General features: G+C 43.1%; 10 protein-coding genes. All 10 read left to right on the forward strand.

Translation table 11 applies throughout. The annotated features are described in order from the left end of the window. Window positions 1-20: 20 nt before the first annotated feature. The 10 genes from CLV31_RS14130 to CLV31_RS14195 all read left to right on the forward strand — a co-directional run bounded on the left by CLV31_RS14130 (window position 21) and on the right by CLV31_RS14195 (window position 14,980). On the forward strand, window positions 21-1,616 hold the full coding sequence (locus CLV31_RS14130; protein ID WP_111393548.1) for a SulP family inorganic anion transporter: 1,596 nt from the start codon (window positions 21-23) through the stop codon (window positions 1,614-1,616). Between the two features lie 76 nt (window positions 1,617-1,692). Beyond that, entirely contained in the window at window positions 1,693-3,039 is a 1,347-nt protein-coding gene (locus tag CLV31_RS14135; protein WP_111393549.1) for a hypothetical protein, read from the forward strand. Window positions 3,040-3,703: 664 nt separating this feature from the next. Then, complete coding sequence (locus tag CLV31_RS14145; protein WP_111393551.1) at window positions 3,704-6,973, forward strand: type ISP restriction/modification enzyme; 3,270 nt, start codon at window positions 3,704-3,706, stop codon at window positions 6,971-6,973. 12 nt (window positions 6,974-6,985) lie between these two features. Beyond that, complete coding sequence (locus CLV31_RS14150) at window positions 6,986-8,257, forward strand: ApeA N-terminal domain 1-containing protein (protein WP_111393552.1); 1,272 nt, start codon at window positions 6,986-6,988, stop codon at window positions 8,255-8,257. A 19-nt stretch (window positions 8,258-8,276) separates the two neighbouring features. Further along, entirely contained in the window at window positions 8,277-8,654 is a 378-nt protein-coding gene (locus CLV31_RS14155) for a PBECR2 nuclease fold domain-containing protein (RefSeq protein ID WP_111393553.1), read from the forward strand. A gap of 429 nt (window positions 8,655-9,083) precedes the next feature. Continuing rightward, window positions 9,084-9,530, forward strand: coding sequence for an IS200/IS605 family transposase (gene tnpA / locus CLV31_RS14165; protein WP_111393555.1), 447 nt, complete (start codon window positions 9,084-9,086; stop codon window positions 9,528-9,530). A 663-nt stretch (window positions 9,531-10,193) separates the two neighbouring features. Further along, a complete protein-coding gene (locus tag CLV31_RS14175; RefSeq protein ID WP_111393557.1) occupies window positions 10,194-10,760 on the forward strand; it encodes a hypothetical protein in 567 nt (188 codons plus the stop codon). A 751-nt stretch (window positions 10,761-11,511) separates the two neighbouring features. After that, window positions 11,512-11,874, forward strand: coding sequence for a hypothetical protein (locus tag CLV31_RS14180; protein WP_146250903.1), 363 nt, complete (start codon window positions 11,512-11,514; stop codon window positions 11,872-11,874). 78 nt (window positions 11,875-11,952) lie between these two features. After that, a complete protein-coding gene (locus CLV31_RS14185; protein WP_111393559.1) occupies window positions 11,953-13,140 on the forward strand; it encodes a porin in 1,188 nt (395 codons plus the stop codon). A gap of 691 nt (window positions 13,141-13,831) precedes the next feature. Further along, window positions 13,832-14,980 (forward strand): SAM-dependent methyltransferase, encoded by a 1,149-nt coding sequence (locus CLV31_RS14195; protein WP_111393561.1) that lies wholly within the window; start codon window positions 13,832-13,834, stop codon window positions 14,978-14,980. Window positions 14,981-15,023: the final 43 nt, after the last annotated feature.

The raw sequence follows: 15,023 nt of genomic DNA on the forward strand, positions 1-15,023 counted from the left end.
CTCCTAAAAATATTCATCCAATGAAAACAATTTCAAAAATCCAGTTGCCCAAAGACGGTTGGGCCGGACTTAAAGAAAACTTCTCTGCTGATGCTACGGCAGGCTTTGTGGTGTTTTTGCTTGCCATGCCGCTGAGTTTGGGTATAGCCAAGGCATCTGATTTTCCACCTATCATGGGCTTAATCACTGCCATCATCGGCGGTATGGTTGTGAGTTTGTTTTCCGGTTCCAAGTTGACGATCAAAGGACCTGCAGCGGGTCTGATAGTGGTGGTGGCAGGTTCGGTAGCAGACTTTGGAGGTGGAGAAACCGGCTGGAAACTAGCCCTCGGTGCCATGGTGGTGGCCGGGATAGTTCAGATCGGTTTTGGTTTTCTCAAACTGGGCAAACTTGCGGATATCTTTCCCCTTTCTGCCATTCACGGCATGCTTGCGGCAATCGGGATCATCATCATTGTGAAGCAGATTCCTGTGCTTTTGGATGTGAATCCGGAATTATACAAAGGCTTGAGTATCGTTTCCATGATCACCTCGATCCCTACGATTTTTGCCAATTTAGATCCAAGAGCGACTATGATCGGGGTGTACAGCTTGGCGATTATGCTGGGCTGGCCTTACCTGAAGGATTTTAAGTTGGGAAAAATCCCGGCTCCCTTGATGGTCCTGATCGTGGCCATTCCTTCCGAATTGGCCATGGACTTTGCCCATACGGAGCCTCCTTATGCCTTGCTTCATATCGGCAGCCTGACGGATAACCTAAACTTCAATGCGGACTTCTCCGGTATCTCCAATCCCGGAGTATTTATCAAATATGTGATCATGTTTGCCTTGGTGGGGTCTTTGGAATCTCTCCTTACCGTCAAAGCCATTGACCTCGCGGATCCTTTTCGCAGAAAATCCGATAACAATAAAGATCTGATCGCAGTGGGTGTCGGAAATACACTGAGTGCTTTCTTGGGTGGCTTGCCGATGATCTCCGAGGTGGCCCGTAGCTCGGCCAATGTCAACCAAGGTGCAAAAACCCGATGGGCCAACTTTTTCCATGGTTTTTTTATCCTGGTGTTTGTGTTGGTCGCTACTCCGGTGATAGAAATGATTCCCAATTCAGCGCTTGCTGCGATGCTGATCACGGTTGGGATCAAGCTGGCCCATCCCAAGGAGTTTGTCAATACCTTCAAAATCGGTAAAGATCAGTTGGCTATTTTCTTGGTAACTATTGTCTTTACTCTGGTGGAGGACTTGCTGATCGGTATCGCTGCCGGTATTTTACTCAAAGTGATTTTGCACCTGCTCAATGGAGCTTCGTTGAAAACGCTGTTTAAAGCGCCGGTTTTGGTGTCATCCAATGGAAATGACTACCTAATCGAAATCGAACAAGCGGCGGTGTTTTCCAATTTTCTGACGATCAAAAAGAAACTGGAAGAAATCCCTGCAGGATTTAACCTCACAATTGATCTGAAAAACACCAAACTGGTAGATCACTCGGTCATGGAAAATCTCCACCGATTCCAGCATGAGTACGAAGAGCACGGAGGTCATGTGAAGATCGTCGGGCTGGATAAGCACAAGCCGGTATCGGATCACCATTTGGCTGCCAGAAAGCTGGTACAGAGCTAATCCAATTTACAACTACCTGTTAGACTAAACCTAGGGTGCCATAAGTGTGGCACCCTGGAGTTTTATTTCCCTAACTATGAAAAAAGTAGTATTAATATTGCTCATGGCCTTCCTTCTCTTTTTTGCCATCATCCTGTCGGTCTATGGCCAAGGAGCTAAGGAAGTCAAGCTCTTTCTCAATGAATCTCAGACCCATTGGGTCAAAGGAACAGGACTCGGCCAAATCTGGGTCAGATACACCGAGTTGAATCCCGGATCGACCATCTATGGTACTCCAAAAGACCAAGTATTTGATGTCGGACTTCGAAGGGTTCGCTACCAAATCATGGGGCAACTTACCGATCAGGTCTTTGTCTATACCCAGTTTGGAATCAATAGTTTTGGTTCGCTTTCGGGAAGAAAACCCGGCATGTTTCTTCATGACGTCACCGCCGAATATGCGGTAGTCAAAAACAAACTCAGTCTGGGTGCGGGTCTTCACGGATGGAACGGTACGGTGAGGTATTCCTCCTCTTCAGTAGGATCGATTCTGGGTTTGGACTTGCCCTACATCGAGGAGTCTACCAATGATGTGACGGACCAGTTTGTCCGCAAACTCGGAGTCTTTGCCAAAGGCCAACTGGGATCCTTGGATTACCGGGTTTCGGCCTCTAATCCATTCCCGATCCAGACTGCTCTGAATCCGGTACCTACATTGCCTGAGAATGTGACCAACATTGCTTATTACAGCACATCAGCCCCGGCGATAAACTACCAAGGTTATTTCTTCTGGCAGTTTCGGGACAAAGAAGCTAATCAGATTCCCTATATGACTGGTACCTATTTGGGAAAAAAGAATGTCCTGAATATCGGGGCTGGATTTTCTACCCAAGATCATGCGGTTGAATACCGGGAAATCACCGAAAGTCAGGTGCGACAAAAGGCTTCCCGACAGTTTGGTTTGGATGTTTTCTATGATGCGCCGATTAATCGGGAAAAAGGAACAGCCTTGACGGCTTATGCCGCTTTGATCGATTATGATTTTGGACCCAATTACCTGAGAAATGCCGGAGCCATGAACCCAGCCAATGGAGTCAATGGGCAAGGCACCTTCAATGGACCGGGCAACAATATCCCGCTGATAGGAACCGGGCAAGTGTATTATACCCAAGTGGGATACCTGATGAAAAAAGACCTCTTGGGCAACTTGGGCACTCTTCAGCCTTATGGGCAATTCACCGTCTCGGATTATCAACGAGTGGAAACACCCATCACCACCTATGATATCGGTGTCAATTGGCTACAAGCAGGACATCGATCCAAGCTTTCCTTGGATTATCAAAGCCGCCCCATGTTAGCCAGAGGACAAGGAGAGCGACTCGTCAAAAATGGCGCAGATTCAAGAAAGGGAATGCTTGTCATGCAATACCAATTCTCTTTTTGATTGATGTTTTTCTTATGGTTGATGATAGCCCCGGAGGTTTCCTTCGGGGGTATTTTAAAGGGAGAAAAAAGATGAGTATCAGTCTCAGATGCTGTTGAATTTCCCTTTGCTGAAAAAAGGTCAAGTGGTTTGGGCTAAAGCCCCGCGCTCTATAACATTTCAAATTCCCCAGCTAAAGCTGGAGGTAATTTAAAGATTGTCAAAATCAATGCTTGAATAGGAATGCGGCTTTAGCCCATTCCAATAATGTGTATGGTATGTCTTTGGGCTTTAGCCCAATAAATTATTGATCAAGTCAGGCGAAGAAAATTTCCATAAAGATCCGCAGGATTGTCACTCTTCTTGACCCCCGGTGACTAAAAGGAGCTGTGGGGAAGGGACGAAAAACACCCAGAACCCCGCAGGGGTGATCCTGCACAAAATTCACTTGGATTATCGATTGCAAATCCTTGAGACAGCACCTCGGGATTTCAAATCCTGAGGAACCTGAATAGGGAAATGGATTGGGGTGTCGATCGCGGGGTAAATTTTGGAGGGAATCGGACAAGAGGCAACTTTGGAGGGAAAATAATCTCCGACAATTTTCTTCCAAATTATCCAATTCACTTTTCCATTCGAGTTCATCCCATATCTTTAGGAATCAGTTTTTCACCAGCCTTTTTTCATGACCACCGCCGAATACATCCAAGCTGTCAATTCCCGATTCCGCACCGGACAAGCCACCGAACATACCTTCCGGGGCGATCTCCAAAACCTCCTCGAATCCCTCGTTCCCGATATTGCCGCCACCAACGAACCCAAGCGCCAGGCCTGCGGTGCGCCGGACTACATCCTCACTAATAAAAAAGGAATTCCTGTCGGTTACATCGAAGCCAAAGACATCGATGACAAGGATCTACATGGGCTAAAAAAGACCGGAAATAAGGAGCAATTCGACCGATATAAAGGTTCACTGGACAATCTGATCTTTACCGATTACCTCGAGTTCGTCTATTTCCGCAATGGGGAACTCGCCACCTCCGTCCGAATCGGCGTGGTAGATCAGGGAAAAATCCTTCCGCTGCCGCATAACTTCCCGGCTTTCGAACTCCTCATCAAAGAGTTCACCACCCATATCGGGCAGACCATCAAAAGCTCCAAAAAGCTAGCCGAGATGATGGCTGGAAAGGCCCGTCTCCTTGCCAATGTGATCCAAGCTGCCCTCGAAAGCGATGAAGAAAATCACGAAAACTCCACCCTGCAAGAGCAGATGGCGGCTTTCAAGGAAATCCTGATCCATGACATCACGCCCAAGGCTTTTTCCGATGTATATGCACAGACCATCGCCTACGGGATGTTTGCGGCGCGGCTCTATGACAGTTCACTTGATACCTTTAGCCGACAGGAAGCGGCCGAACTCATCCCCAAGTCCAATCCCTTTCTGCGCAAGCTTTTCCAATACATCGCCGGCTATGACCTCGATTCCCGCATCACTTGGATCGTGGATGCACTGGCGGATATCTTCCGTGCAGCGGATGTGCAGGCGATCTTGAAAAACTTCGGCAAGGCCACCAAGATGGAGGATCCCATCATCCACTTTTTCGAGGACTTTCTGACCCAATACGATCCCGGACTGCGCAAGCAGCGCGGGGTCTGGTACACCCCGCATCCCGTGGTGAACTTTATCATCCGTGCCGTGGACGAGATTCTGATCACCGAGTTTGGCTTGCCCATGGGTCTGGCGGATACCTCCAAGACCAAGATCAAAGTACCCATCCCCACCCATGACAAGCGATACAAAGGCGGCATGGTCGAGATCGAGCAGGAAGTGCATCGGGTGCAGTTCCTCGATCCGGCGACGGGTACGGGCACCTTTGTGGCCGAGGCGATACAGCAGATCTATGACAAGATGAAGGGGCAGCAAGGACTCTGGAACAGCTATGTGGAAAATCACCTGCTTCCCCGCATCAACGGCTTCGAACTCCTGATGGCTTCCTATGCCATGGCGCACCTGAAGCTCGATCTCTTGCTCAAAGAGACCGGGTATTCCCCTCCTGCAGGAGGAGGCAAGGGAGCTCAGCGATTCCGCATCTACCTGACCAATTCCCTGGAGGAATACCACAAAGACACCGGAACCCTCTTTGCTAACTGGCTATCGGCCGAAGCCTCCGAAGCCAATCAGATCAAACGGGACGCTCCGGTGATGATTGTGGCGGGAAATCCGCCTTATTCGGTCAGTAGTTCGAATAAAGGAGAGTGGATCGAAAGCTTGGTGGCGGATTATAAAAAGGATCTAAATGAGCGAAATATTCAACCACTTTCAGATGATTACATCAAGTTCATCCGCTATGGACAACATTTTATAGAAAAGAATGGCTCTGGTATTCTAGCCTTCATTACCAACAATAGTTTCTTGGATGGGATCATCCATCGTCAAATGCGGAAAAATCTTGTTGAAACCTTTGATAAAATCTACATAATTGATTTGCATGGAAATGCCAAGAAAAAAGAAACTGCTCCTGATGGGTCAAAAGATGAAAATGTATTTGACATTCAGCAAGGAGTTAGTATTAATTTGTTTATAAAAACTAAAATTGGAAAATCTGATAAATCTTTAAAAGTTATAGATGTTTATGGAGATAGAAATTTTAAATATATTTTTCTAAATAATTCCAGCTTAACGAAAACGGATTGGGTGAATATTCAACCATTTAGCCCGAATTATTATTTTATTAAAAAAGATTTTAGCGGAAGTGACAATTATTCAAGGGGATTAAAAATCAATGATTTATTTAAGGAGAGTTCTTCAGGAATAAAAACACACAGAGATCATTTTGTTGTTGATTTCGATAAAAGAAATTTACAAGATCGAATTAAGTACTTTTATAATCTAAATAACTCGGATGAAGGTTTATCAAAAGAATTGGACCTAAAAAGTAATAGAGATTGGGATCTATCTATTGCGAGACGGAAGAATCAATTTAATGATACTAAGTTTCGAAAGATAGATTATAGGGTTTTTGATAGAAGACAAATTTACTATGAATCAACATTGATTGATTTTGGAAGAGAAAAAATCATGAATAATTTTGTCGATAAAGATAACTTTGGATTTGTTTCTTTAAGGCAATCAAGAGCAGGAGAATTTAACAATTATTGGATTTCAAAAGATATCGTTGGGAAAGATGTTCTTTCATCTCTTGACACATGTACTGTCTTCCCCCTCTACCTCTATCCCGAACCTTCCGGTCAGTTGAGTTTGGGTTCGGCCGAGACCCGCACACCTAATCTGAATCTGGAAATCGTGGATCAGATTGGGAAGGGCTTGGGGTTGACATTTACATCTGAAAAGGGGTCCTTAGACTCAGCTCAGGGTGGAGAAGTTTGCTTTGCCGAGAGTGGCGAAGTGATGCCAGCTTACCGGCAGAGTTTTGCCCCGATTGATCTCTTGGATTACATCTATGCCGTGCTCCACAGTCCGACTTATCGGGAGACCTACAAGGAGTTTTTGAAGATCGACTTCCCAAGAGTACCCTATCCTACGGATGCTGCCCAGTTCTGGAAGCTCGTCGCCCTCGGCGGCGAACTCCGACAGCTTCACCTGATGGAAAGCCCTGCACTTTCACAGTTCATCACCCAATATCCCGTCGGCGGAGAGAATGAGGTGGATAAAATAAGGTTTGAAGTGAGCGAGGACGATAACTTTTCCAAAGTTCCAAACTTTGGAAAAGTTGGCAAAGTCTATATCAACTCCGAGCAATACTTCGACTCCGTCCCCGAGATCGCCTGGAACTTCTACATCGGCGGCTACCAACCCGCCCAAAAATGGCTCAAAGACAGAAAAGGGAGAATCCTCGATTTTGAAGACATCATGCATTACCAGCGGATCATTAAGGCCTTGGTGGAGACGGACAGGGTGATGGGGGAGATTGATGGGGTGGATACTTTGAATTAAAAAAATAGCCTTATGAACTTGAATGAGAAATTTAAAATGAAAGGGTTGTGGCACCTTCCAGACTCAAAGGGTAAGGATATTGGGGGTGTATTAAAATTCAATCCCAAATTAGATTCAAAACTTGAGTTGATAGGATTTTTGAAAGAACCTAAAGACACTTTTTTAAAACCAGAGAATGGTTCATACTTTGAAATCATTCATGGAGTTTTGGAGGATGGTGAAATGGTGACTTTAATTGATTGCTTTAGGAGAAATTATAAAGCAAACTTAAGGATGAAAATTTCAACTTCGACTTATAGAATAAGATTGATTTTAAGAGGAATTCATCTTGAGAACCGCAATCTTCCAATCTTTACCAAAGCATCGTTTGAAATCAACGTTTTTCCTCAATGGATGAAAAGGAATATAATAAATCAAACATTGCATTATATAAACGATGAGATAGACGGGTTTGAGTTCGGTTATTTTAAATCTAAAGATCAGGACACATATACTTTTAATCTCGGGAACGAAACAGAGCTTTTATTTAAATCATTTGCAAGATTCAAAGAAATCAACTTTTCTGGATTCGAATTGGGATCAAACTTTAGTATTGTTGTAAATTCAAGGAACAAAAATAGTTTTAGTTTTTTTTTGGAAAAGTCCAATAGATTTATTTCATTCCTGAGGCTGTGCTTTTCAGATTGTGTTTGTTTTACAAATTTTCATTTGCAGCTTGAATCTGGAATAAAAGAGCCTTATTCAAACTCTTGGAATAAAATAATTTTTAAACAACAATACATTAAGAAAAAGATAGATCGATCTTTATATATGCATATTTCGTATGAGGATTTAAAGGGGGGGATAAACGAAATCGTTGTCAATTGGATGAAATTAGAAAGAAAATATGATCCCATAATTGAGACCTTAATTGAGTTAAATGAAAGAGGGAAAGATTTTAGAGTAAATGACTTTCTCTATATCACACAATGTGTTGATGGTTTTCATAGAATGGAATTTAATCCAAGTCGTACTCAGTTTATTCATCGGATAAAAAAACTGATATCTCAGTTTATTTATGTTCGAGATTTGAATTTTACCGAAGAGGATATTCAAAATATTGTTGATAATCGTGATTATTATACACATCTTCATTTAGATAAGGAGGTGAAATTGTTCTCCATGCCGGAACTATATAGAAGAACTAGGAAGCTATATTATCTAGTTCTATTCTCTTTGTTGGCTAAAGTAGGTTTTAAAGATGAAATGATTCTGAAATATAGTGAAGATCCTTACTTGTATTAATTTTAACAATTTAGCAGATATGCAAAATCCAAAAATCATGACCAATCGAAATGGTAAACTTATTTTCAAAGACTATGCAAATCGGGAGGTGAGCATTTCTGAAGAAGATTACCTTGACCTTATGTCCGCTCCTGAACGGCAAGCTATCCGAGCCAATTTAGAAGACTGTTTTCAGGATCCCTCTGAAATGAGGTGGGAAATTGCTGAAGTGGAGGGAGAAAAATATACCGTCTATAAGTACTTCAAACTATATAAGGAAGGTGTTTTTATTATTTATGTTATTCTTGATGATCTACAAAACTTCAATCTGAATAATTTCTTCTGGATTGGAAATGATGACCTTGACCAGGCAGAAGAATATAGGCAGGGGATGCTGATTTTTTCAAAGATTAAATAAAATAACATCCCTTCCCACCTCTGGGTAGTCTTTTGCCTTTAAGTTTTAAAGTTCCATTGAGGCTAAGCGTAGATTGATACAACGCTTTCATATTTTCTCGAATTTTTAATTCTGTTTGCAACAAGTTTAACCCCTTTCGGGGTTGCCAAAACCAAACCAAACTGGATTCATTTTTCCCCCGGTTCCACCGGGGGCTATTGAGAAGTTCGATCCTTTCAGGATCTTTAAATTGATTGCGATAATTTTTCAATTATGACCCCAGTAGGGGTCAAACCTCTGAATAGCCGCGGGTGAAACCCGTGGATTACGATACGACGACATGATCCCCACGACCCCGAAGCGGGTCGAACAAATCCTAAAACTAATTGTCAAAATCATCTAAATTCCCGAAATTGAATCTATTCATTTTTCCTCCAAAATCTGATTTTTATGGGAACCCACACACAATTGATTTACCACATCGTCTATTCCACAAAACACAGGGAACCTACAATGGTCCAAGATGAGAAAAAGCGATTGTTCGCATTTATTCACCACCTTCTCACTAATAAAAACTGCCATCTCTACCGGATCAATGGGATGGAAGATCATCTACACATTCTTACTCACATTCATCCCACAATTGCTATCTCTTCTCTGGTGAAAGACATCAAATTAGCCAGTGATGATTTCATAAAACGAGAGGATGTTTTTCCAAAATTTAAAGGTTGGCAGGATGGTTATGGAGCATTTACAGAGTCAATTAAGGAAAAAGACCGGTTGATCGCCTACATTAGAAATCAAGAAGAACATCATCGGAAAGTTTCATTTTTGGATGAATACAAGGCACTTTTGAAAGAACATGAAATTGAATTTGATGAGAAATATCTTTTGTAGTTATAACCTCGAAACCCCACAAATTCAACCCCATTCGGGGTTGTCCATAGTCATCTTGACCTTCATTTCCCCCGGTTTTACCGGGGGCTATTGAGAAGTTCGATCCTTTCAGGATCTTTAAATTGATTGCGATAATTTTTCAATTATGACCCCGGTAGGGGTCAAACTTTTGAATAGCCGCGGGTTGGTGGGTGAGCGAAGTCGAACCCCAACCCGTGGAATTCATGGATCAATTGGTAATGGTTTTCCCGACCCCAACGGGGTCGAACTCTGTTTTCCCAGACTGCATCTTTCGAGTTCAACCCCTTTCGGGGTTTCCAAAACCAAAAAACAATGTTCTTTTTTCCCTAGGTTTCACCTAGGGTTCCGCCACGGCGGACAAGTTATTCAAAAGTTCGACCACTACGTGGTCATCGGTTTGAATTCCCTTCTGAGTGTAGAATGTTCGTTTGACTAGGCGGAGTTTGTAACTCCGACAGGGAGTAGAATGCTTGACTAAGCGTAGATTGCATCTACGATTTCATATGCTTCGGAATTTGTAATTCCATTTCTCTCTGTAAATCTTATCGTCAATGCCTTAGGTATTTTTACTCCCAATTAATTAATTTTATAAACAAGATTTGTCATTTTAGGAATTACCATTGGTGAAACTGACTGTCCATTATGCTAAAAAAAGTTACTTTAAAATCGATCCTATTTTTACTGCTGGTAGCATGTTCGGGTGATGACATCCTTCCCTCAGGGACAGAACTATTGACGAATTCCAATTTATCTTTCTATCCTGATTCAGTCTTTCCTTGGACAAACTCCCAATTGGGGGATATCAAAATAGGTGTGAGCAAAGAGGTGTTTATGACAGGAAATAGATCCTTGTTCATCGAAAATCTGGATAGTTTGATCGCTCCCTCTGGAACTTGGACACAAACTTATTCTGGACCCATGCCTAGCCCTGGAAGTAGTGTAGAGCTGACAGCATTCATTAAGGGTGTCAATGTCAAGAATAGGACAGAGGGTAGAGTAGGAGTCGCTTTTCGGGCATATCCAGCAAGTGATCGAAATGGCTCTGCCGGCGTGACTTTGAATTTACAGGGTGATTTCGATTGGACGCTTGTAAGAGCCACTTTAGATGATTTCCCTGCTGATGCAGATTTTATTATCGTAAACTTATTTTATCCATCATTGACTACCGGAACGATATATTTTGATGAAATTTCGCTGAAGGTTAAATAAATAAGACGTATAGATATTTCAAAAATTGACTATAGGTCTTAAACACTTTATCGTAAAAGTTTTGATTTATAGTAGATTACTTGTCCTTCTATCCGATCCAATGCTAATATGATACAACTGGATCATATCTTAACACGTTGTCTTGCTTTTATTTTTTCTGGAATTTCTAATTCCATTTCTTTCTGTTAATCCTATCGTCCATGCCTACGGTATTTTTCAAACCAGATCCAATTTCTCATTCCAGCCAATGGTTCGACTTCGCCCACCAACCTTGGCTGGCAACATAATCGGTCATGCCTATGGCATTTTTTGGCAAAAATATTCTCATGAATTATTCCTTAACAGTCCCATAGGGACGAGACACATTTTCTTCCATTAGCGAATACTTTTTGAACTGGGGCTACTGGTGATTTTTATTCACCAAATGCCTATTTCCGATCGAGTAGCATGTTCAAGGCCGCGATGGTTTCCTGTTGGGATATGATGGTGTTTTGTTGTGTTTCCATTGTTTTTTCCAAGGCCTCTATCGATTGGACCTGAGGTTTGGCCTCCGGTTTATTTCACTACAGCGTACAGCAATGATTATTACCTCTGGTAGTTTCTTGTATCAAGGATTAAAAAATCCTCCAAACAACATCAGGGGATTACCAAACCCTGGTTTCTGGATATGCTTCTCCTCCAGCAATATTTCCCATGCATTGTTTGGTGTATTTACTTTTTAGATAGCTTTGTGCTTCAAAATCGCCTCATTGTGAGCAAGAGAAACCTGATCCTTCTTTCAGGACTTGTCTTTTTCAGTATGCTAGGGTTGCTCGGATTACGGGAGCAGCCGGTGAAAGTATTGGAATCGGACCAAACGGAAAGAATCCAGTTTGAGTCTGGAGTTTTCCACTCCGGAGATCTTTTGCTTTCCCAACCCTTGATGGGGTTTCAGTTTTTTGCTTCGAGTGGTGAAAAAGGACATTCCCTTCAGGGGACAAGTTCTTTTGCTCTTGTTCAACAACTCCAATCGGCTTTTGCGACCAGTCGCGTACACCACCACCACTGGGTCCGGCTGCTTCGGGTTTTTGCTTTCAACAAACTATTTCTCAAACACGGGGTACTGATTCAGTAGGAATTTTTCAACCACTTCTTTCCTAGGCTCTGCTTACAGCGTCTAGTTAAACCCTGTTTAATTTTCTTCTTAATCTTTATGAAAACACACCTCTTGGCAGTGGTGATTGGCCTATTTATGCTCAATCCTACCGCCACAGCAAGACCTTATTCTCTTTCCGACAGTACCCATCAATCCAATAAAGCGATCAAAGATCTGCTGGATTTACCGGTAGGTAGCGGAAACTTTACATTCAACCTTTATGGGGATTTTGGGTATGTGGTAGGCCCGCAGCGAACCCATACCTATTATGATCCGGCCTTGGGAGATACCGTCACGGCTTTTGGCAGGAGAGACTACACCAGTTATCCTCTTTATGCCAATCAATTTTCTCTGTCCTATGCCTTTGTTCAGGCTCAATATGAGATTGAAAATAAACTCAGATTTAGGTTGGCCCTCCATACGGGACACATTGTGGATGCACTTTATGTGGAAGAGACACCTTCGACTAAAATCATCCGGGAACTGGCACTATACTACCACCTCAATCCAAAATGGGCGATGGAAATTGGGATTTTTCCCTCCTACTTTGGGGCGGAAATTGTATTGAATAAGGAGAATCTACATGCCACCAGAGCCTATATCGCTGATTTTACTCCTGACTATGAGGCTGGTGTGCGGCTGCATTATAAGCCCAACGAATACAATACCTTCTCAGCCATGGTTCTCAATGGTTGGCAAGTAATCCGGGAAACCAATACCACAAAGGCATTTGCGCTGAGCTGGAGTTTGAATAAGCCGGGAAAAATTACCGGCAATTGGAATCTGATGTTTGCCGATGAGCAACCCATTTCGGCTCCAAAACCGCTTTTTAGACATTACCAGAACATTTATTTCAGAGTTTGGATCAGCGAAAAATTACTGATTTTACCGGTCTTGGATGTAATGGTTGAAAAAAAGGCCGATTCTGACAATCCCGGTTGGAACCATATTGTAGCTCCGGCATTTTCTGCCCGGTACAAGATCCACGAGCACTTTGGGGTGGCGGGAAGGTATGAATATATCTATGACCCCAAAAGCCTGATACCGGAATTGCGTACAGGTACTCCAAACGGCTGGCAATCCAACGCCGTCACCCTGACTTGGGAATATTTGCCCTCCTCTCTGGTCACTTTCAGGATAGAAGGGAAATATGGCGTCAATAAAGATGAGGTCTTCAGAAACAGCCTCAACCAGTTGGTACGGGAGGATTGGTACGGGATAGTCAGTACCTCGTTTTATTTTTGATGTTCTTAGTTGATAACTAGGGTTCCCATCAGAAAACATGTGTTAACTGAGTAGCGATATGGGGGTAGAAGAGCGGAGTCCTCGATGATACCGGTCGGAATTCCGCTCTTCTTTTTTTAATCTCCGGAAAGCGGTTTAAAATTTTCATCTGTTTATAATTTGATTTTTAATGGCCAGATGGAATGCCCCGGATAATCATTCCCCTGTGTGAGAAGCATTTACTCATGGGCATTTCATCTGTTTATAATTTGATTTTCATTTGCCACATAGCCTGTCCCGATCTTTCATCGGGAGAACGCCCTGGATAATCAATTCCCTCCTGATCCGCTGAGGCTGACGGGGCAAGTTGTGTGAGAAGCCATTTTCATGGGCATTTCAGCACTTGAAAGTGAAGTGGGGTTAGCTGAAAATTGCATTCGAAGCGGGGATTTATTTCTTGTCAGCTTAGCTTCTGTTTCTTCCCATCGATCAAAGAAATAGGGCCAAAACCCCGAAAGATCCATTTTGCTATTTTACTTCGCCTATCCTGTTAAACGGCTGTAGGGTAAGGTCCAGGATGTCGAAGCAAAGTTTTTGGCTGTGGGTAGTCCTGATTTTTTGAGGACATTCAAAAAATCCATAAATTATTTCGCTGGGAATCAGTGGTTTTTTCTCAGTCGTATTTTTAAATCCTTTGAATTTTTCCAAGCCTATGAAAAACAAGTTTGATCGATTGGCAGACCTCTTGGGGGCAAAATGGAATCAGATCCCGGATTCTTCACGAAAGCTTCCTTTTTCACTGAAAAACTCTCAGGGAATGGAGCGTACTTTTGGAATGGGAGCACCCCGATTTTCCATTCATCTCACCAATGATCAGGCAGTCGTGGCATTGAGTACGCTGGATCAGGAGAAAATCGCCAAAGCCTACCTCGAGGGAGATGTGACGTTAGAGGGAGCGATTATGGATGTCCTTTCGCTCAGGGACCTGTTTACGGACAATAAGTGGATCAATTTTGCCTGGAGATTTATCCAGCCGATTCTTTTTGGTCAGGTAAAAAGTGATAAAAAGTGGATTGCCCAGCACTATGATCTAGATGCCGAGTTTTTCCAACTCTTTTTGGATTCCAGGCATAGAGCTTATTCTCAAGCGGTGTTTGCCTCAGATGAGGAGGATTTGGAAGATGCAGAAACCCGAAAGTTTGAGTTTGTCTTGGACTCGGTCAAGGCCAAGCCGGGAGATCATATTCTGGAGATTGGGTCAGGCTGGGGTTCCTTTGTAGAGTTTGCCGGACAGCGAGGGATTCGGGTCACTTCTCTGACGATTTCGGAAGCCTCCCGAAAGTTTGTGCAGGAAATCATTGACTCACAACATCTGCCTTGTCAGGTATTGTTGGAGCATTTTTTTCAGCATCAGCCCGGTTTTCGCTACGATGCCATCGTCAATTGTGGGGTCACAGAGCATTTGCCGGATTATGCCGGCTCACTTAACCATTACCAAAGATTACTGAAAAAAGGAGGAGTTCTATATCTGGACGCCAGTGCAGACCGGACCCGCCATTCCCATGGGACATTTATGAACAAGTACGTTTTTGAGGGGAATGGGCATCTGATGGTTTTGCATGAATACCTCGCCGAGGTGGCCAAAACTCCTTTTTTGCTGAAAGGAGTATGGGATGACCGTCATAATTATTTCCTTACCTGTCGGGAGTGGGCCAAGCGCTTGGACAGGAATCTGGAAAAAATCGAGCAGAAATGGGGGAGGTCACTTCATCGAACTTTTCAATTGTATCTATGGGGAAGTGCCGAAGGATTTAACAGTGGAAAATTGCAGGCGTATCGGGTAGTGTTAGAGTTGGGGTGAGTTTTTTTCATTGGATTCGCTATCACATACCCAATGCTTCGAG

The organism is Algoriphagus aquaeductus, from assembly GCF_003253485.1.
Taxonomy (GTDB): domain Bacteria; phylum Bacteroidota; class Bacteroidia; order Cytophagales; family Cyclobacteriaceae; genus Algoriphagus; species Algoriphagus aquaeductus.